The sequence below is a fragment of the Burkholderia lata genome (assembly GCF_902499025.1).
GTDB lineage: Bacteria > Pseudomonadota > Gammaproteobacteria > Burkholderiales > Burkholderiaceae > Burkholderia > Burkholderia lata_C.
Window position 1 is genome coordinate 265427 of record NZ_CABVPW010000005.1, and the last position, 20421, is coordinate 285847.

16 protein-coding genes and 2 pseudogenes are annotated in these 20421 nt (G+C 63.9%); 14 read left to right on the forward strand and 4 right to left on the reverse strand.

Annotation, left to right across the window (positions count from 1 at the left end; translation table 11 throughout):
- The first annotated feature begins 5 nt into the window (after nucleotides 1-5).
- The 13 genes and pseudogenes from BDI24065_RS07545 to BDI24065_RS07605 all read left to right on the forward strand — a co-directional run.
- Complete coding sequence (locus tag BDI24065_RS07545; protein WP_175030673.1) at nucleotides 6-1058, forward strand: microcin C ABC transporter permease YejB; 1053 nt, start codon at nucleotides 6-8, stop codon at nucleotides 1056-1058.
- The gene (locus BDI24065_RS07550; protein ID WP_175030674.1) at nucleotides 1012-2124 is read left to right on the forward strand and encodes an ABC transporter permease; all 1113 of its coding nucleotides are present in this window, start codon (nucleotides 1012-1014) and stop codon (nucleotides 2122-2124) included. Before BDI24065_RS07545 ends, BDI24065_RS07550 begins: the two co-directional genes overlap by 47 nt.
- Nucleotides 2124-3767: an ABC transporter ATP-binding protein gene (locus BDI24065_RS07555; protein WP_175030675.1), complete on the forward strand. Its 1644-nt coding sequence runs from the start codon at nucleotides 2124-2126 to the stop codon at nucleotides 3765-3767. Before BDI24065_RS07550 ends, BDI24065_RS07555 begins: the two co-directional genes overlap by 1 nt.
- Nucleotides 3760-5220, forward strand: a complete 1461-nt coding sequence (locus BDI24065_RS07560; protein ID WP_175030676.1) for a TldD/PmbA family protein — start codon at nucleotides 3760-3762, stop codon at nucleotides 5218-5220. The genes BDI24065_RS07555 and BDI24065_RS07560 overlap by 8 nt, the downstream gene beginning before the upstream one ends.
- The gene (locus BDI24065_RS07565) at nucleotides 5220-6581 is read left to right on the forward strand and encodes a TldD/PmbA family protein (RefSeq protein ID WP_175030677.1); all 1362 of its coding nucleotides are present in this window, start codon (nucleotides 5220-5222) and stop codon (nucleotides 6579-6581) included. The genes BDI24065_RS07560 and BDI24065_RS07565 overlap by 1 nt, the downstream gene beginning before the upstream one ends.
- A 21-nt stretch (nucleotides 6582-6602) precedes the next feature.
- Nucleotides 6603-9764 carry a multidrug efflux RND transporter permease subunit gene (locus tag BDI24065_RS07570; RefSeq protein ID WP_175030678.1) on the forward strand — a complete coding sequence of 1054 codons (3162 nt, stop codon included), beginning with the start codon at nucleotides 6603-6605 and terminating at the stop codon, nucleotides 9762-9764.
- Nucleotides 9765-9860: 96 nt separating this feature from the next.
- Entirely contained in the window at nucleotides 9861-10508 is a 648-nt protein-coding gene (locus BDI24065_RS07575; protein WP_175030679.1) for a glutathione S-transferase family protein, read from the forward strand.
- A gap of 205 nt (nucleotides 10509-10713) precedes the next feature.
- Nucleotides 10714-11049: an ArsR/SmtB family transcription factor gene (locus BDI24065_RS07580; protein WP_438820001.1), complete on the forward strand. Its 336-nt coding sequence runs from the start codon at nucleotides 10714-10716 to the stop codon at nucleotides 11047-11049.
- Nucleotides 11046-11474, forward strand: a complete 429-nt coding sequence (locus BDI24065_RS07585; protein WP_175030680.1) for an SRPBCC family protein — start codon at nucleotides 11046-11048, stop codon at nucleotides 11472-11474. Before BDI24065_RS07580 ends, BDI24065_RS07585 begins: the two co-directional genes overlap by 4 nt.
- A gap of 124 nt (nucleotides 11475-11598) precedes the next feature.
- Nucleotides 11599-12183 carry a flavodoxin family protein gene (locus tag BDI24065_RS07590; RefSeq protein WP_175030681.1) on the forward strand — a complete coding sequence of 195 codons (585 nt, stop codon included), beginning with the start codon at nucleotides 11599-11601 and terminating at the stop codon, nucleotides 12181-12183.
- Between the two features lie 148 nt (nucleotides 12184-12331).
- Entirely contained in the window at nucleotides 12332-13444 is a 1113-nt protein-coding gene (gene asd / locus BDI24065_RS07595; protein WP_217481805.1) for an aspartate-semialdehyde dehydrogenase, read from the forward strand.
- A 154-nt stretch (nucleotides 13445-13598) separates the two neighbouring features.
- Nucleotides 13599-14093 (forward strand): DUF2938 family protein, encoded by a 495-nt coding sequence (locus BDI24065_RS07600; protein ID WP_175030683.1) that lies wholly within the window; start codon nucleotides 13599-13601, stop codon nucleotides 14091-14093.
- A 249-nt stretch (nucleotides 14094-14342) separates the two neighbouring features.
- A pseudogene (locus BDI24065_RS07605) lies at nucleotides 14343-14642 on the forward strand (helix-turn-helix domain-containing protein); the annotation flags it as partial.
- Nucleotides 14643-14699: 57 nt separating this feature from the next.
- Here the strand turns inward: BDI24065_RS07605 and BDI24065_RS07610 are convergent.
- From BDI24065_RS07610 to BDI24065_RS07620, 4 genes and pseudogenes are all read right to left on the reverse strand, one after another.
- Nucleotides 14700-15821 carry a hypothetical protein gene (locus tag BDI24065_RS07610; protein WP_175030684.1) on the reverse strand — a complete coding sequence of 374 codons (1122 nt, stop codon included), beginning with the start codon at nucleotides 15819-15821 and terminating at the stop codon, nucleotides 14700-14702.
- Between the two features lie 354 nt (nucleotides 15822-16175).
- A pseudogene (locus tag BDI24065_RS41005) lies at nucleotides 16176-16358 on the reverse strand (IS3 family transposase); the annotation flags it as partial.
- Nucleotides 16358-17605 carry a hypothetical protein gene (locus BDI24065_RS07615; protein ID WP_175030685.1) on the reverse strand — a complete coding sequence of 416 codons (1248 nt, stop codon included), beginning with the start codon at nucleotides 17603-17605 and terminating at the stop codon, nucleotides 16358-16360. The pseudogene BDI24065_RS41005 and the gene BDI24065_RS07615, both read right to left, overlap by 1 nt.
- A 421-nt stretch (nucleotides 17606-18026) precedes the next feature.
- Entirely contained in the window at nucleotides 18027-18683 is a 657-nt protein-coding gene (locus BDI24065_RS07620; protein WP_368040775.1) for a PadR family transcriptional regulator, read from the reverse strand.
- 45 nt (nucleotides 18684-18728) lie between these two features.
- On the opposite strand from BDI24065_RS07620, the gene BDI24065_RS07625 reads away from it, so the two are divergent.
- Nucleotides 18729-19928, forward strand: coding sequence for an FAD-dependent oxidoreductase (locus tag BDI24065_RS07625; RefSeq protein WP_175030686.1), 1200 nt, complete (start codon nucleotides 18729-18731; stop codon nucleotides 19926-19928).
- Nucleotides 19929-20421 lie beyond the last annotated feature (493 nt).

Below are 20421 nucleotides of genomic sequence, written 5' to 3' on the forward strand. Positions count from 1 at the left end.
CGACGATGCTGGCATACATACTCAGGCGATTGCTGCTGATGATCCCGACGCTGATCGGCGTGGTGACGATCACGTTCGCGGTCACGCAGTTCGTGCCGGGCGGCCCGGTCGAACAGGTGCTCGCGCAGTTGCGCCACGGCAGCGCGCGCGGCGGGGAGGCGGGCGGCGGAGGCGGCGGCTACCACGGCAGCCAGGGCGTCGACCCGCAGCAGATCGAGCAGATCCGCAAGCAGTTCGGCTTCGACAAGCCGCCGCTCGAGCGCTACATGCTGATGCTGAAGAGCTATGCGACGTTCGACCTCGGTCAGTCCTATTTCGCGCACCGCAGCGTATGGGCGGTGATCCGCTCGAAGCTGCCGGTATCGATCACGCTCGGGATGTGGACGGTGATCCTCACGTACCTGGTGTCGGTGCCGCTCGGCATCGCGAAGGCGGTGCGCAACGGGTCGCGGTTCGACACCGTGACGAGCGTGCTGGTGCTGGCCGGCTACGCGGTGCCGGGTTTCGTGCTCGGCGTGCTGCTGCTGATGCTGTTCGGCGGCGGCACGTTCTGGCAGGTGTTCCCGATGCGCGGGCTCACGTCCGACAACTTCGACGACCTGACGCTGATCGGCAAGGCGCTCGACTATCTGTGGCACATCGTGATGCCGGTGACGGCGTCGGTCATCGGCAACTTCGCGATCGTCACGATCCTGACCAAGAACACCTTCCTCGAGGAAATCGGCCGGCAGTACGTGCTGACCGCACGCGCGAAGGGCGCGCCGGAGCGCGACGTGCTGTGGAAGCACGTGCTGCGCAACGCGGCGATCCCGTTGCTGACCGGGCTGCCGGCCGCGTTCGTCGGCGCCTTCCTGAACGGCAACCTGCTGATCGAGACGCTGTTCTCGCTCGACGGCATGGGGCAACTGTCGTACGACTCGGTGATCCGCCGCGACTATCCGGTCGTGCTCGGCTCGCTGTTCCTGTTCACGCTGATCGGCCTGCTGACCAAACTCATCGCGGATATCTGCTATGTCCTCGTCGACCCCCGTATCCAGTTCAACCGCCTGGACCACTGACCAGGCGTGCGCCGCGTGCGCGGCCTCGCCGTCGCCGTGGCGGCGCACGTGGTTGCGCTTTCGCGCGCAGCCGCTCGGCTACTGGAGCCTCGTGATCTTCACGGTGCTGTTCGCGCTGAGCCTCGGCGCAGACCTGCTGTCGAACGACCGGCCGCTGATCGTGCGCTACGACGGGCACTACTACTTCCCGATCGTGAAGGACTATCCGGAGACCTTGTTCGGCGGCGACTTTCCCGCGATGACGAACTATCTCGATCCGTATATCCGCGCGAAGATCGAGTCGCACGGCAATTTCGCGATCTACCCGCCGAACCGTTATCGCTACGACACGATCGACTATTTCGCGTCGCGGCCGTATCCGGCGCCGCCGTCGTCGAGCAACTGGCTCGGCACCGACCAGTTCGGCCGCGACGTGCTCGCGCGGCTGCTGTACGGGTTCCGGCTGTCGGTGCTGATGGCGTTCGCGCTGACCGTGTCTGGCGTGCTGGTCGGTGTGCTGACGGGCGCGTTGCAAGGCTTCTACGGCGGCCGCACCGACCTGGTCGGGCAGCGGCTGATCGAAATCTGGAGCGCGTTGCCCGACCTGTACCTGCTGATCATTTTCGCGTCGATCTTCACGCCGTCGCTGTGGCTGCTGTTCATCCTGTTGTCGATGTTCGGCTGGCTCGTGCTGTCCGACTACGTGCGCGCCGAATTCCTGCGTAACCGTGCGCTCGACTATGTGAAGGCGGCACGCACGATGGGGCTGACGAACGCACAGATCATGTGGCGCCACGTGCTGCCGAACAGCCTCACGCCGGTGATCACGTTCCTGCCGTTCCGGATGAGCGCGGCGATTCTGTCGCTGACGAGTCTCGATTTCCTGGGCCTCGGGGTGCCGCCGCCGACGCCGAGCCTCGGCGAGCTGCTGCAGGAGGGCAAGAACAACCTGGACGCGTGGTGGATCTCGATCGCGGCGTTCGCGGCGCTGGTGGTGACGCTGCTGCTGCTCACCTTCATGGGCGATGCGCTGCGCAACGCGCTCGACACGCGCACGCGCGGCTCGGCATTCGGCGGAGGGCGGTGATGACGAGACCGTTGCTGCAGATCGACGGGTTTTCCGCGTATTTCGGCGCGAACGCGGCCGTCCAGGACCTGAGCCTGTCGATCGGCCGCGGCGAGCGGGTGGCGCTCGTCGGCGAATCGGGGTCGGGCAAGAGCGTGACCGCACTGTCGATCCTGCGGCTCGCGCAGCAGGCGACGCTGTCGGGGCGGATGCTGTTCGACGGCGAGGATCTGCTCGCGAAAACCGAGCAGCAGATGCGCGGAATTCGTGGCGCCGATATCGCGATGGTGTTCCAGGAGCCGATGACGGCGCTCAATCCGTTGTATACGATCGGCAAGCAGATCGCCGAGAGCCTGCGGTTGCACGAGGGGCTGCGCCCGGGCGATGCGCGCGAACGCGGGATCGCGCTGCTGCGGCGCACCGGGATTCCGGAGCCGGAGCGGCGCATCGACAGTTTTCCGCACCAACTCTCGGGCGGGCAGCGTCAACGCGCGATGATCGCGATGGCGCTCGCGTGCCGGCCGCGGCTGCTGCTCGCGGACGAGCCGACCACTGCGCTCGACGTGACGGTGCGCCAGCAGATCGTCGACCTGCTGATCGAGCTGCAGGAGCAGGAGGCCGCCGCGCGCGGGATGGCCGTGCTGCTGATCACGCACGACCTGAATCTCGTGCGGCGCTTCGCACAGCGCGTGGCCGTGATGGAGAAGGGCGTGCTGGTCGAGACCAACACGACGGCCGACCTGTTCGCGGCGCCGCAGCATCCGTATACGCGCCGGCTGCTCGACAGCGCGCCGCAACGGGCGGTCGAGCCGGTTGCCGCCGGTGCGCAGACGATCCTCGACGTGCAGCACCTTGCCGTCGACTATCGCATTGCGGCAAAGGGCTGGCGCTCGGTGCTCGGCAAGACGACGTTTCGCGCCGTGCACGACGTGCAGCTGAGCCTGAAGCGTGGCGAAACGCTCGGGGTCGTCGGCGAGTCGGGCTCGGGGAAATCGACGCTCGCGTCGGCGGTGCTCGGCCTGCAGCGGCCGGCGTCGGGCGGGATCGAGATCGACGGGATGCCGCTGGCGTCGCTGCACACGACGCAGGGCCGGCGCACGCTGTACGGGCGCATGCAGGTAGTGTTCCAGGATCCGTTCGGCTCGCTGTCGCCGCGCATGACGGTCGAGCAGATCGTCGGCGAGGGGCTGGGCGTGCACCGGCCGCAGGTGGCAGGCGACGCGCGGCGGGCGCGGATCGCCGCGCTGCTGCAGGAGGTCGGCCTGCCGCCCGAGGCGATGCTGCGCTATCCGCACGAGTTTTCCGGCGGGCAGCGGCAGCGGATCGCGATCGCGCGGGCGCTGGCGGTGGAGCCGGAACTACTGGTGCTCGACGAGCCGACGAGCGCGCTCGACGTGTCGATCCAGAAGCAGGTGCTGAATCTGCTGACGAATCTTCAAAAGAAGTACAAACTCAGCTACCTGTTCATCACGCACGATCTGGCGGTGATGCGCGCGATGGCCCACCGGGTCATCGTGATGAAGGCGGGGCGCGTGGTCGAGGAGGGCGAGACGCTCGACGTGTTGCACGCGCCATCCCATCCGTATACGCGGGCGCTGCTCGCGTCGTCCATGCTGGCGCCGGAGCGCGGCCCGCAGGAGAGGCAAGAGAGAACCGATGATTGACGAGAACCGGGCGCCGGGCGCCCGAGCCGTGCAGGCGGCGCAGGCCGCACGTGCGATACGCAGCGACGCCGATTTCTGGTCGCTGCGCATCGTCGACGAGACGATCGACGAACATGCGGTGCGCAACGACGTCGCGCAGCCGTTCTCGCGCACGCGCGAGCGCGGTGCGATGCTGACGGCCTGGGCCGGTACCGGCGCGGGTTATGCGGCGACGCCCGACCTGTCCCCGGCCGGGCTGCAGGCGGCGCTCGACACCGCGACCGCGCGGGCGCGGGCCAGTGCGCCGTGGGCGCTGGTCGATCATCGCCAGGCTGCCCGCCCGCAGGCGAGCGGCACGTATGCGTCGCCCGATGTCGATGCGGCACTGCCGTCGCGCGCGGAATGGATCGAGCGTCTCGCGCACGAATGCGCGGCGGCGAACCTCGGCGCGCGCATCGTCGAGCGCGCGGCGAGCGTGATGATCGTGCACACCGAGCAGAGTTACGTGACGAGCGACGGGGTCCGCATCGACCAGCGCTTCCGCTTCCTGATGCCCGAGCTGCAGGCCGTCGCCCACGGCGATGGCGACACGCAGACGCGCTCGCTCGGTCAATCGGGCACGCTCGCGCAGGGCGGCGTTGACGTGCTGGCACGTTACGGCTTCGACGGCGCCGGCGCGCGCGTCGCCGACGAGGCGCTGCAGTTGCTCGCCGCGCCGAACTGCCCGACCGGCCGGCGCGACCTGCTGCTGATGCCGGACCAGATGATGCTGCAGATCCACGAGTCGATCGGCCATCCGCTCGAACTCGACCGGATTCTCGGCGACGAGCGCAACTTCGCCGGATCGAGCTTCGTCAGGCCGGAGATGCTCGGCCACTATCAGTACGGCTCGCCGCTGCTGAACGTCACGTTCGATCCGGAGCCGACGGCCGAAGCCGCGTCCTACGCGTTCGACGACGACGGCACGCCGGCGCACAAGCAGTACCTGATCCGCAACGGCGTGCTCGAACGGCTGCTTGGCGGGGCGCTGTCGCAGCAGCGCGCGGGCCTGCCGGGTGTGGCCAACTCGCGCGCGTCGAGCTGGAATCGCGCGCCGATCGACCGGATGGCGAACCTGAACGTCGAACCCGGCGACCAGTCGCTCGATGCGCTGATCGCGGGCACCGAGCACGGCATCCTGATGCGCACCAACACGTCCTGGTCGATCGACGACCACCGCAACAAATTCCAGTTCGGCTGCGAATTCGGGCAACTGATCGAGAACGGCCGGCTCACGCAGGTCGTCAAGCGCCCGAACTACCGCGGCATCTCCGCCCAGTTCTGGCGCAGCCTGCGCGCGGTCGGCGATGCGAGCACGTTCGGCATCTACGGCACGCCGTACTGCGGGAAGGGCGAGCCCGCTCAGATCATCCGTGTCGGCCACGCCGCGCCGGCCTGCGTGTTCGCCGGCGTCGACGTATTCGGAGGGGCGTGATGGCAGGATTCGATCCGATGGCACGCCAGGCCGGAATCGACTGGCACGCGCATTTCGCCCGGCTCGCCGACGAGGCACTGCGGCTGGCAACGTCAGCCGAAACCGTGCTGCTCGGCTTCTCCGGCGAAACGTCCGACTTCATCCGCTTCAACGGCGGCAGGATTCGCCAGACCGGGCGCGTCACGCAGGGGCGGCTGTCCGTGCGGCTCGTCGACGGGGCGCGGCAGGCGCACTCGGCGCTGACCGTCTGCGGCGATCCGGCGGCCGATTTGCCCGAACTGGCGGACGCGCTGGCCGTGCTGCGCGAGGGCCTGCGCGATGCGCAGGACGACCCGCACCTGCTGTTCGATACCGCGTCGTGGGTGCAGGAAACGCGCCGCACCGGGCGCCTGCCGAATGCGGACGGGCTCGCGCGACTCGTGGCCGAATCCGCGCGCGGGCTCGACTTCGTCGGCTTTTACGCGGGCGGTACGCTGGCGCGCGGCTTCGCGTCGTCGACCGGCAGCCGCGGCTGGTACGAGGTCGAGAATTTCAATTTCAGCTGGTCGCTGTACGACCCGAGCGGCCGGGCGATCAAGACCGTCTATGCGGGCGACGACTGGCGCGATGCGGCGTTCGCGGCCAAGGTCGATGCGGCCGCCGCGCGGCTGCCCGTGCTCGGCCGCACGCCGAAGGCGCTTGCGCCCGGGCGCTACCGCGCGTATTTCGCACCGGACGCCATTCACGAGATGACGAGCCTGCTCGGCTGGAGCGGCTTTTCGGCACGCGCGGTGGCGAGTGCCCGCAGCCCGCTGCATCGCCTGTACGCCGGCGAGGTCGCGCTCGATCCGCGCGTATCGATCACCGAGGACTTTTCGCTGGGCATCGCGCCGGCATTCAACGCGGACGGCTACCGGCGCGACAGCGTGCCGCTCGTCGTCGAAGGGCGGGGCGCCGGGCAGCTCGTGTGCGCCCGCACCGCGCGCGAGCACGGACGCACACCGAACGGCGCGGACAACGGCGAAGCGCCGCAGTCGCTGGCGATCGCGGGCGGCACGCTTGCCGAGGCCGACGTGCTGGCCGCGCTCGACACGGGGCTCTATGTCGGCAACCTCTGGTACCTGAACTTCTCGGACCCGATCGCCTGCCGGATGACGGGGATGACGCGGTTCGCGACGTTCTGGGTCGAAGGCGGGCGCATCGTCGCGCCGGTCGACGCGATGCGGTTCGACGACAGCTTCTACCGGCTGTTCGGGTCGGAGCTCGAGCAACTCGGCGCGGCGCCGGCGCTGCTCGCGAGCGACGACACGTACGGCGAGCGCGCCACCGGAGGCGCGCAGCTGCCGGGGCTGCTCGCGCGTTCATTCGAGCTCACGCTGTAGCGCGTTCGCCGACACTCGCCGATGCCGTCATTCTTCATCGACCGTCCCGTCTTTGCATGGATCGTCGCGCTCGCGATCGTCGTCGCGGGCGTGCTGGCCATTCCGCAGCTGCCGATCGCGCAGTATCCGCGCCTGGCGCCGCCGCGGGTCGTGATCACCGCGTCCTATCCGGGCGCGTCGACCGAGACGGTCGATGCCGACGTCGGCAGCATCATCGAGGAAAGCCTCGACGGTGCCGACGGGCTGCTGTACTACGAGACCAGCAGCGACGGCCACGGCAACCTCGAGATCGACGTGACGTTTTCGCCGAGCACCGATCCGGACATCGCGCTCGTCGACGTCAACAACCGCCTGAAGCAGGTCGAGCCGCGGCTGCCGCAGCAGGTCGTCCAGCAGGGGATCGGCGTGTTCAAGGCGGCGAACACGTTCCTGATGCTCGTCACGCTGACGTCGACCGACGGCACGCGCGATTCCGCGCAGCTCGGCGATTACCTGAACCGCTACGTGCTGCGCGAGCTGAAGCGCGCGCCGGGTGTCGGCGCGGCCGAGCTGTGGGATGCCGACGAGGCGCTGCGGGTCTGGCTCGATCCGGTCAAGTTGCGCGAATACGATCTCGGCGCAGACGACGTGATCGCGGCGATCGGCGCGCAGAACGCGACGGTCACGGCCGGTGCGATCGGCGACGCGCCGTTCGTGCGCGGCCAGCAGCTCACCGCGACGGTCGTGGTCAAGGGTCAGCTTACGTCGCCCGAGGAGTTCGGCCGGATCGTGCTGAAGTCGAAACAGGACGGCTCGGTGGTGCGCGTCGCCGATGTCGCGCGCGTCGAGATCGGCCGCGACGACTATTCGTTCTATTCGCGGCTGAACGGCCGGCCGGCCGCGACGGTCGGCATCCAGCTCGGCCCGCGCGGCAACGCGCTCGAAACGTCGAATGCGATCCGCGCGCGGCTCGCCGAGCTGTCGCGGACGTTGCCGCCGGGCGTGGCGGTCGAGATTCCGTTTGACGGCGCGCACTTCGTCAAGATCGCGATCCACGAAGTCGTGCTGACGCTCGTCGAGGCCGTCGTGCTGGTGTTCTGTGTGATGTGGCTGTTCCTGCGCGACCTGCGCTACACGCTGGTGCCGACCGTCGTGATTCCGGTCACGCTGATGGGCGCGTTCGTCGCGATGTGGGCGTTCGGGCTGTCGATCAACGTGTTCACGATGTTCGGCCTCGTGCTGGCGATCGGGATCCTGGTCGACGATGCGATCGTCGTCGTCGAGAGCGTGCACCGCGTGATGGAGGAGGGCGTGTCGCCGCGCGATGCCACGCGCCGCGCGATGAAGCGGATCGGCGGGGCGATCGTCGGCGTGACCGCGGTGCTGACCGCCGTGTTCGTGCCGATGGCGTTTTTTCCGGGCAGCGTCGGCGGCATCTACCGGCAATTCGCGGTGGCGATGATCGCGTCGATGCTGGTGTCGTCGTTCATGGCGCTGTCGCTCACGCCCGCGCTGTGCGCGAACCTGCTGAAGCCGGTCGCGCGACACGATGGCGGCGCCGGCCGTGCGCGGCGACGCGGCATCGGCGCGCGCCTGGCCGACCGGTTCGGTGCGGCGTTCGCGCGCGCCGAAACCGGTTATCGCCGCGTCGCCGTGTTTGCGGTGCACCGTACCGGCATGGTCGTGGCCGTCTATGCGGCGCTCGTGATCGGATGCGGGCTGCTGTACTGGATGATGCCGGGCGGCTTCCTGCCCACCGAGGACCAGGGGCAACTGCAGGTGATGATCCAGTTGCCGGCCGGCGCCACGCAGGCGCGCACGCTTGCAGTCGTCGAGCGCGTGGAGGCAATCCTGCGCGCGGAGCCGGCGATTGCGAACGTGACGAGCGTGATCGGCTGGAGTTTCGTGGGCAGCGGGCAGAACGTCGGGATGGCGTTCGTGGAACTGAAGGACTGGGCGAAGCGCGACGTCGACGCAATGGCGTTGCGCGACCGGCTCAACGGGCGTTTCGGCGCGATCCTCGATGGCGACGTCGAGGCGGCGCTGCCGCCTTCGGTGCGCGGCATCGGGCATTCCGACGGCTTCACGTTCCGGCTCGAGGATCGCGGCGGGGTCGGGCTCGACGCGCTGAAGGCGGCCCGCGAGCAGCTTGCCGAACGCGCGAAGGCGAGTCCGTTGCTGTCAGCCGTGCATTTCGAGGACCTGCCGGACGCACCGCGTATCGAGCTCGATGTCGATCGCGCGAAGGCGTACGCGCTGGGCGTACCGTTCGAGCGGATCGCGGGGCTGCTGGGCGGCACGTTCGGCTCGAACTACATCAACGACTTTCCGGCGTCGGGCCGGATGCGGCGGGTGATCATCGAAGCCGATCCGGTCGCACGCGCGACCGATACGCAGCTGATGGCGCTGACCGTGCCGAACCGCACCGGCGACATGGTGCCGCTGTCGGCCATTGCCGCGCCGCACTGGACGATCGGGCCGGTGATGCTGAACCGGTACAACGGCTATCCGTCGCTCGACATCAGCGGCCGGGCGGCGACCGGCACGAGTTCGGGCGCGGCGATGGCGGAGATGGAGCGGCTTGCCGGTGCGCTGCCGGCCGGGGTCGGCTTCGACTGGGTCGATGCGGCGCGCGAGGAGCAGGTTGCCGCGCGGCAGACGCCGCTGCTCGTCGGGCTGTCGGTGCTCGCGGTCTTCATGGCGCTGGCCGCGCTGTACGAGAGCTGGACGATTCCGCTGTCCGTGCTGACGATCGTGCCGCTCGGCATGATCGGCGCGATCGCGGCAGCGCTCGCGCGCGGCATGCCGAACGACGTGTATTTCAAGGTCGGGATGATCACCGTGGTCGGGCTGGCGGCGAAGAACGCGATCCTGATCGTGCAGTACGCGCGCGACCTGGCCGGGCACGGCGTGCCGTTGCGGCAGGCGGTGGTCGACGCGGCCGCTGCGCGATTCCGGCCGATCGTGATGACGTCGATGGCGTTCCTGCTCGGCGTCGTGCCGCTCGTGCTGGCGACGGGCGCGGGGGCGGAGAGCCGGCGGTCGATCGGCACGGGCGCGTTCGGAGGCGTGCTGGCAGCGACGGTGTTCGGGCTCGTGTTTGCACCGGTGGCGTTTCGGGTCGTGGCGTCGGTCGGGCGACGCGGACGGCGTGTGGCGGTGGCGAAGCGGGACGATCGGCAGGCGGAGACGGTGGGGGAGTGATGCCGCTTCGCTGGCTGATTTTCGTGCGGTTGGTTACATACGGTCGTCGTGCAGACGGCTCATGGATGGCTCAACTCAAGGAGACGAACTCAGACCATGTCCTACGTTCTGTATTACTCGCCCGGTGCGGCAAGCATGGCCGTGCACTGGATGCTGATCGAACTCGGCGTGCCGTTCGAAACGCGACTCGTCGATATCGATACGGGTGCGCAGCATACGCCCGAGTACCTGCGGTTGAATCCCGCCGGCCGAGTGCCGACGCTGGTCGTCGACGGCATGCCGCAGACCGAATCGGCCGCCTTGCTGATGCTGCTCGCCGAACGTCATCCGGAGCCGGGCCTGGCGCCGCATCCGGGCTCGCCTGAACGTGCCGCGTGGTTCGAGGCGATGATCTATCTCGCCAATTCCGTCTTGCCGGCGATGCGAAACTGGTTTTATGCGGAGACGGATGGCGATCCGCGATGCGCTGACATGGTGAAGGCGTTTTCGCAGGAGCAAGTCGAGGCGTCGATGGCGCATCTCGACAATCAGCTGTCCGACGGTCGTTCGTATTTGATCAACGATCGGTTGAGCACGGTCGACTTCCTGGCACTGATGCTCATGCGCTGGACGCGTAACATGCCGCGCCCGGCAACGACGTGGCCGAATCTGGCGCGCTATATCCAGCACCTTCGGGGGATGCCGACGTTCCTCGAGTTGAATGCGCGCGAAGGGCTGACGGAGTGGATGAATCCGGCTGCGTGAGCGCTACACGTTGCCGTGACGTGTTCGCGCGAGTGCAGCCCTTCGGTGATCACCACGACGTCGATCAAGGCAATGCGCATCACATCCCGCGCGTCGACACGCGCGACGATGCGTCGAAATCCGCTGCATCGACTCGTCTCGGCAAATGACAAGTTGCAGGGTTGAAAATTCATAACTCTGCAGTTATCATTTCGATTCATAACCCTTGAGCTATGGATTGGAACCTACTGCCAACGACCTGTTCGCCGCGTTGGGCGAGCCGACCCGCCGGGCCATTTTTCAACGGCTTTCCCATGAGGGCGAGCAGACCGTCGGACGACTGACCGCGCATGCGGGCGTATCGCAGCCCGCCGTGTCCAAGCATCTGGCCGTGTTGCGACAGGCCGGGCTGGTGGAAGGGCGCCCGGAAGGACGAGAAACCTATTACCGTGCTCGATCGGAGGGGCTCGCGCCCTTGATCGACTGGCTCGGTGTCTACGGCGTCTTCTGGCGGGATCGAATCGACGCGTTGTCTGACCTGCTGGACAGGATGGACACATGACTGCGTCGCGAGAATCGCACAGCCTGGTCGTGGAGCGGAACCTTCGGCATCCGCCCGAAAAAGTGTGGCGCGCACTCACGCAATCTTGGTTGATCGAGGCGTGGCTGATGGCCAACGACTTCGTGCCTGAGGTCGGTCACCGCTTTACGCTGCGCGCGACGCCGTTGCCCGGGTGGTCGGGCGTCACACATTGCCAGGTCATCGCGGTGGAGCCGGAACGGCTGCTCAGCTATCGCTGGGGCGATGGCACGGAATCCGCGAGCGGGCTGAAGACGATCGTCACCTGGACCTTGACGCCACATGAGGGTGGCACCTTGCTGCACATGGAGCAGTCGGGTTTTCCTTCTCCAACCGCGCTCAGCTACGTGCGCCTCGGCGCGGCCTGGCCTCGCTTTCTCGACAAACTGGATCAGCTCATCGGCTAGTTCCGGCGACTGAACATCAACGCTTTCTTCTTCCCGATGGGGCCTGCCGGACGGCCGGCCCCAGGGGTCATGCTTGCCCGGCGCAAGCCATCGGCTTCGGCCGCACGTTCAAGGAATAGCAGGTATGTCGACTGTCCGAATCGCAATCATCTATCACAGCCTGTATGGCCACACCGCCAGGCAGGCTGACGCGGTGCGCGCCGGTGTAGAACGGATTCAAGGCGCAGAAGCGCTTCTCCTGACCACCGAGGAGGCGCCGTCTCGCTGGGACGACCTGGCATTGGCGGAGGGCATCATCTTTGGCTCGCCGACCTATATGGCCAGCGTGTCCGCAGCATTCAAGACTTTTCAGGAAGCGACCTCGAACGCCGTCCTGGCCAAGGGCGCATGGAAAGACAAGGTCGCTGCCGGGTTTACGAACTCGGGCGCTCACGCCGGCGACAAGCTTGCCACCTTGATCCAGATCGCGCTGTTTGCCGCCCAGCACGGCATGCACTGGGTCAACCTTGCGCTGCCGCCGGCGAACAACTCCACCACGGGCTCGGATCAGGACTTGAACCGCCTGGGATTCTGGCTCGGGGCAGGGGCGCAATCCAATGTCGATCAGGCGGCCGATATCGTGCCGCCGGAATCGGATCTGGCGACGGCTCGCCATCTGGGTCAACGCGTGGCGGAGGTTGCGATGCAACTTGTGCGCGGGCGGCAATGATGATCCGTTGGCCTTCATGTTCGTCGAATACGGGCACATGCAGGCGCTATTCGTTGATCCGATCAGGGCAGGCCGTACCCACTGATTCAACTCGAATACCAAGGTTGAACAGGATTGAAACGATTTCGATAAGGCAGGGGAAACAATGATGAAGGTCGGATTGGTGGGTTGGCGCGGCATGGTTGGCTCCATGCTGCTGAAGCGGATGCGCGACGAGGGCGATTTTTCGAGAATATCGCCGACGTATTTCAGCACGTCGGCTGCAGGGCGCACGTATCGCGACCCGCTTGGCGCCGAGCATCGTCTGCTCGATGCGAACTCGGTCGAAAAACTCGGCGAGATGGACATCATCATCACCTGCCAGGGCGGCGATTACACGAAGGCGGTGTATCCGGTGCTGCGCGCTTCGGGCTGGCCTGGTTTCTGGATCGATGCGGCGTCCGCGAAGCGGATGGATGACGATTCGATCATCGTGCTCGACCCGGTCAACCATGAACAGATCGAGGCCGGCATCGCGGCAGGCGTGCGTAACTACATCGGCGGCAACTGCTCGATCACGCTCTCGCTCATCGGCCTGACCGGGCTGTTTCGCGCCGGGCTCGTCGAATGGATGAGCATGATGACCTACCAGGCAGCGTCGGGCGCCGGCGCGCAGCATGTGAAGGAACTGCTCGGCCAGATGTCGGCGGTCGCCAAGCGTGTCGACGACAGTCTTGCCGATCCCGACACACCGGTGCTCGACGTGCTGGCGAAAGCACACGCAGCGTCACGCGCGAGCGATTATCCGATCGAAGCGTTCGGCGCGCCCCTCGCGGGCAGCATCATTCCGTGGATCGACAGCGACCTCGGCAACGGCGTGAGCCGCGAGGAATGGAAGGGCGAAGTCGAGACGAACAAGATCCTCGGGCTGCCGCCGGGCACGATCCGGGTTGACGGGCTCTGCGTTCGCGTCGCTGCACTGCAGAGCCACTCGGCTGCGATCACGCTGAAGCTGAAGGAGAACGTCGAGCTCGATCGTCTCGAAAGGCTGATTCGCGATGCGCATCAGTGGGTCGATTTTGTGCCGAACACCCGACAGGAAACGATTCAACGGCTGTCGCCAGCCGCTGTCAGCGGATCGCTGAAGATCGGCGTGGGCAGACTGCGCCGCCTCAACGTCGAGCCGCAGATGTACAGCGTGTTGACCACGGGCGATCAATTGCTGTGGGGGGCGGCTGAACCGCTGCGGCGCGTGCTGAACATGATTCTGAACGCGCGGTAGGTTGCCGGCGAGCAGGGCGTTTCAGCGATGGCGGAGCAACTTGAGCTGCCATCGCTCGATCCTTCGGTGGTGGCTCCGTCCTGAGACGTGGAAAACCCGACGCGATGCAGGGGGCGTCGACGCGCTTCGTGTCTGGAAAGCAGAGAGAAAAACCATGAGTGACATCATCATTGCAGGCGTTTTTATCGGTCTGATTGCCACGGCGCTGTCGGATGTGTGGGCCGTGTTTCTCGAAAAGGCGTTCAAGGTACCGAATTACGGCTTCGATGTCGTGGGCCGCTGGATTGGGCACATGGCACGCGGACAATTCTTCCACAAGCCGATTTTTGCGTCGCCTCCGATTCCAGGCGAAAAAACGATCGGCTGGATCGCACATTACGCATTGGGCGCTGCGTTTGGTTTCTTGCCGATCCTGCTCGGTGGCGGCACCGACTGGATTGCAGAGCCGACGTGGGCAGTTGCAATCGCAGCGGGTTTCCTCACGCTCGCGGTACCGTTCTTCGTCGTGGTTCCTGCGTTCGGTATGGGTGTCCTGTGCTCGGGTGCGCCGGATCCCTGGGCGGCACGTCGCCAGGGCGTTATCACGCACCTGTACTACGGCATCGCGCTGTACATCGCCGCAAGCTTCTTTGCGATGCTGATGCGCTAAGGACGGTCGATGGCGAAGCATCGACCGCATGCGGTCCATCGACGACGCGCGTCTGATTTTGAGGTGTCAGTTGCCTGGGGCGGGTGACGTATCTCGCGTTTTATCTACGCTTGACACGGTGTCTGCGGGGGAAATATCGTATTTGACATAATCATCATTATCGACAGTTTGTGTGTCTGGGCTTTTTAGAAATGTCGTGTTTGGACCTCGGTAAGCTTGTCGGCTCCCCGTCAGATCATGGAGCCGGCGATGCACCGAACAGCACTGGTGACATTGAACATGCGAGAACTCGACTGTCTGAAGGTAATCCAGGCTGTGGTGGACGCGGGTTTGAAGCCTGGCCGCGCGGCCGAACGACTGGACCTAACGGTCCGGCAGATCGAACGGCTAGTGATTCGGTACCGGGAATCTGGAGCGGCTGGACTGACGTCGCACAAACGTGGTCGTCCGGGGAACCGGCGATTGGGCGAGGAATTGGCTCGGCGAGCGCTGACGATCATTCGCGAGCGCTACGCGGATTTTGGCCCGACGCTGGCCTGCGAGAAGTTACGTGATCTGGCTCGGCGGGCGCTACGCGGATTTCGGGCCAGCGCGAAACTATTTTCATTACTTACCTGACGAGGAAGTCGATTTGGCGGGGGTGACTTTCGACAGCGCAGCTGTGTCGTCGCCCACTGATTTGAATACGGCACCAAGCGTATCGCCTAATCCTCCTGACGCCGATTTTACGGTAGCCGTCGCGCCGCAAAAGTCCCCAAACTGGATGTCTCCGTTCACCGGAAGCTTTACGTAATAGGCCTGATCTGACGCCGCGTCCACCGCTGGCAATTTGATATACGGCACATCGCCTTTCAATATGTTTGCCTTGGTTTTGCGGTCGGTAGGCGTTGCCTCAAACCACGTGAACTGCAACTCAGGGTGAATGCATGCTGCGACCGGCAGAGCGTTTGATGGCAAGTTACTGGTATCAAGTGAATCGATGTCAACCTTACTCAAGCCTACAGGTATATCCTCTTCCAGGATGACCCTGTATAGCCACCCCGATGCCTCCCCTCCGTCAGGATCCGTCAGGACGTGCCAGCACGAATTTGTGTCGGTTGATCTGAAGTCAAGACGAACCTGGGCGCCGTCAGGCGGTGCATGAATGGTGGACCCGGCATCCGGCAACTTTGTCTGTGCACCCGGGCTCTTGCGTTCGCAGATGAATTGATCCGGGATGCGCACTGCGCGATAGGCAGGAGGCGCAACGCCAACCCCCTTCTGGTCGCACGTGGTGCCCAATAAATTCAGGCAAAGATCTTGCGTATATAAAGCGGACTTGCCAGCGGTCGCAGTCGCGACGACCACGCCACCGACTACTGCCGGGACGAGGCCAAAGCTGATAAGCCCGCTGAACGCTACGCCGCCTGCAGCGGCAGCGTTTGCTGCAGTATTTGTCCACAAAACCGAGACCGTCTTAGGTAGCCTCGGCTCCGTCATTTGCAGTGGACTCGAGGCTAACTTGGTCGCCCCGTGGAAGATATGGCCCCCGCCGGGGCTAACGAGCCAGGTCTTTTTGCCGGCTACCGACCGTTCATTGAGCTTGACGCCGCTAAAGCATGCCCGCTGTGACGCTGCGGAACACTCGGATCGGTTATTCGGCTCTGGGCTGGAATTGCCCCCTTCCTTGGGAGATGTTGATGCAGAAACATCCAGCGTCATCACGGTCTTGGGAAGGGAATACAGCATTTGTCCAGAATCGAGCGCTGGCACGTGTGGCGTCGAAATTGTGGAAATATGCCGCCCATCCGAGCGAACCGACAAACACCTACGTGTTTCTCCCATTGAATCAGGTTCGGTAACCTCCGTTTCACCCGGGCACTTCCCGTCCTGATACTGCGTTGTAACATCGAGATAGGAGACTCTCGGTGAAGCGCAGCCTTGCAGGGTGAACGCAACTGCGAAGCAAAGTATCGGCGCTGCCCAGACGCCCGGGTACAATCGCGTCCAATTTCGTTTTATTTGCATTTTTGGTCTCCCGCCAGGATATCGACCATCCCAAGCTAGGAACCAGCGTAGGAAATCGGGGACGAAATAACAAGGACGGATGACGCGATAGACTCGCTTGGCGTCGGCGAGAGCCGCGCCCTGGTTCTGCCGCTCGCTTCGCGACCTGCCCCAGACGCGCCGGTAACCCCAGTTCGGTAAGTCGGCGATGATGTGCAGGATCTCTTTGATCAATTCGGCGTCGTTTGTTTGCCTCGCGATACGCCCGTCGAGCCAATCTAGGATTCTGAAAACTCCGAAATCCGGTCTATCAATTGATGCAGAAGGTCGTCGATCTTTTCATTGTCCACATCGTGATGCGAGTGGGGCTGCGGGCAAATCACCGCACTCAACTCAGCAAGCGAAACGATAGAGCTCGGATCGCGCAAATCGGCTTCGGCTGTATCCAGGGCTTCGCGTGCGAGGTGCCTCGCGACGTTGCTGCAGTCCTCACAAAGATCATAAACAGTGCACCGGCGCTGAACCGTAGGGTCATAGAGGACCTTTTCCTTTACTTCAAAGACCCACGGTGACTGCCCCGATGGACGCACGCACTGAAACCGTGACCGTTCACAGCACTCACAATGCCAATCTGGCCCAACACGGCTCCAGAACTTGCCTCTTGTTCCCTCCAGTAGCTGAATGTCTTGCTCAGAGGGAACCTTGTTTGCCCTTTTTGTCTTTTTATGGCGCCACGAGGCCGAGTTGCCCCGCCTGACACTTGTACTATAGAGGAGCGTCTCAGGTGCACCGTTGGCGCCCAGACGCCTTGCGAGTTCTGCGAGCCCCGTCCAACTAAAAATGTCTTTGGCCCTTTTCTCGGTTCGAGCTGCAGTAACTTCGGAAGCTTGATACCAGTGAAAATTGCTAGCCGCCATCTTCGCGACTCTGTTTACCATGGCCATTCGCATGGCGAAGATGGCGCGCCCCTCCTCCCAAATCTTCCTGGCGATCGTGGCATTGATAAGATGCGGTCCCACGTTCGGTCGTGGTTCGACGAATTGCCTGATCTCCGCGGGAGAAAATGAGAAGTCCTGATGTGTTCCTGCCATGCGCTTTGCGTGTGCATCGGCATAGTTGCAATCAGAGCAGATTACCGTGTTGTCATAGGCAGAAAGTCCAAACGCCGTCCTGATGGCGAATTTTTCGGCCAGATCATCCGCAACTACGACCTGTCTTTTTACCGCTTCAGCCAGGAACGTTTTGCGAACGAGATCTCTCATATGATCGTGGTGCTCATGCAACTGACCCATAAGGAAGTGGTGCTGATCGAGACGGACAATTTTGGGCTTTGTGCGTCCACACGCCGGGCATAGCCAATCCGGGCTGGTCATGACCCACCACCGATTGACATGAATGCCCTTCGCACCAAATTGCTTTTTCAGGATCGACATCGTCGGAGAATATTCGCTATCAATTCCGATCAAAGTCGTGCTGCCTAAGAAATCGCGTAACTCATCAACGGTGGATATGTCGCGGAAGTCCATCTCTTTTTCTCATTTGAAAGGTGCTTTTCGATGTTGCCTGCATAATAAAACAGAGGCATTGACCCCGAGAAGATATGCGATCTGCGTGAGGCTGCAGAGCATTGTTGGTTTTCGCCTCTGACTTGTCGAAACAGAGATTGGCGCTTTCGCCTGTCATGCTGGCCTCTCATTTCTTATGGAATTAATGGCGAAGCGATTCGCTCATACTATCAGGTGTTTGCGCAGATCACCCGCGAATCGACGCCCTGTGAAAAGCGTCGTAGCCAATCCACGGCCGACACTGGATACGTGGCGCGTCTACCCGATTCCGCTAAATTCAATGATGAACGCATGCGAGCATAGACGACGCCGATTCGATCAATTGGTTTGATTTTGGCGAAACAGGCGTAGCAAATCGGAAAATCGCAAACCCCACGACGAATCATCCGAACTGCGCCGCGAGTTCACGCAGATATTTCTCGTTCCAGGTCATCGCGCCCGACTCGAGCTCGGCGATCAATCCGTCCAGCCATTGGATCTCGGCTTTCAGCAGCACCTGCTTGTACTCGTCGTCCAGCATGACGAGACGCGGCAACCCCTTGTCCTGCCACGTCCTGAAGGTCGACACCGACTCGCTCAATTGCAGCTTCAGCGTTTCGCTGCGCTGCTGCAGCTGCACGCGTGCGACCTCGGGTGTCAGCGCCATGAGCGTCGCGAGCGCGGCCGGGAACTCGTTGAACTCGCGTCGCGGTTCGCCGAGCATCGCTTCCAGCCACGCGTAGAACGTCTTCTTGCCCAGCGGCGTGATCTCGTAGACCACCCGCTCGGGACGCCCTTCCCCTTGCGCCGTCTCGCGAACACGGATGAGTTCGGCCGTCTTCAGTTGTGAAAGGGTCTGGTAGACGCTGTTTCGTTGCGCGACGTTGACCACGTTGTCTTTACCGCGCTGCCGGATGAGTTCGTGCATGCGGTATGCGTGCGACGGTGCCTCCAGCACAAAGCCGAGAATCACCATCGCGAGCGGAGAAGGTTGCCTCGAGCGGGGTTTCAATTGCGGGTCCTGGTATCGAAGAACGGCACGGCTTGCCTCCATAGTCATACTTTGACTATACTGTAGTCATAATATGATTATGAGGTGATCCGAATGGCGAAGGTGCAGCATGCTTTGATTGCCGGCGGCGGCATCGCGGGCCCCGTTGTCGCGCTGGCGCTGGCCAGGGCCGGTATTCGCTCGACCATCTACGAGTCGTACGCTGCATCTGCTGACGGCATCGGGGCGAGCCTGATGGTTTCGCCCAACGGGCTCGAGGCACTGAAGATCGTCGGCGTGGACGCCGCGCTTCGTGCGGTGAGCCAGCCGATTGCCCATATGGCAATGGCGGATTATCGAGGCAAGGTGCTGACCCGGTTCGATGGTCTGGAAGGGATGCAGCCGAGCCGCGTCGTGTATCGCTCCGATCTTTACAGGGTGCTGCGCGATGCCGTGGTGGAAGCGAACATTCCGGTCGTGCACGGCAAGCGGCTCGTGAGCGCGAGCGAGACAGCCGACGGTGTCCGCGCGTCGTTCGAAGATGGCAGCCACGCGAACGGCGACATCCTGATCGGCGCGGACGGCATCCGGTCCGCGGTGCGTGGCCTGATCGATCCCGGCGCGCCGGCGCCGCACTACGCGGGAACGCTGGGTTTCGGCGCGCTGGTGCCGCTCGATACCCTGCGCATTCCCGTCGACACGATGACCTTCGTGTTCGGCAAGCATGCATTTCTTGGCTACTGGGCGGATCCGGATCGCGGTATCTGCTGGTTCGGCAATCTGCCGTATGCGATGCCTGCGTCGATGGAAGCGATACGAGATATCCCGTCGGCACAGTGGCTCGCGCAACTGCGCGAGTTGTACGGGGATGACTATCCCGCGCAAACGCTGCTGCGACACACCGACCCTGATCAGATGTTCGCGCCCATTGCCAGCGAGATGATGCCGCCTGTTCCGCGCTGGCATAGCGGCCGCATGGTGCTGGTTGGCGACGCCGTCCACGCGCCGTCGTCGAGTTCCGGCCAGGGCGCGTCGCTCGCCATTGAAAGTGCGATTCAGCTCGCCCGTTGTCTGCGCGATATTCCGGCGCCCGCTCTCGCATTCGCACGCTACGAGCAGTTGCGTCGCGAGCGTGTCGAAGCGATTGCGGCGGCTGCGGCAAGGACCAACACCCGAAAAGCGCTGGGACCGTTGGGCAAGGCACTGATGCATTTCATCATGCCTGTCGCGCTGAAGACGGTTTTCAATCCGGCGAAGCGGCTGGCGTCCGATCACGCGTATCGGATCGACTGGGATGCCAGCGCCCTCCCCTGATTCTTGGCTGTGCGCAAATCGATAACGGGACACCGGTGGGCGGTTCGAATGTTGGGCATCAGGTGCGTGTCAGACACGTTTTCGAAACGACGAGTTTTAATTTTCAATCATGCTATTGTGATAAGAAAAGTTATCCAGATAGGCGCATTGATTTATCCAACTGCGTGTTGTGTGGCAGATGAATCGGCTCGTCAGGCCGCAGGAAAATCGGTCCTTTCGATGAGATCGCGCCACGCGTGAACATTCGCGCAGCGCATCGAGGCACTTGGGCGCGAAGTCGAGCGTCGATTGGCCGAACTGCGGACGCAGCGACAGCGCATCGCAATCAAGCCGCGAATATCGCAGTCGTTTCGGCCGGTCTCCCGGTGAAGCGGCCGAACTCGTGCAGTCGGGCGACGCAGTGGCGTGCCCGGCCTTAGCAGGCTGTTGAAAAGCGCCGCGGTTTGATGGCCGGGGCACTGATTAAATGGATTTGGTATGCGATTGGCCGCCG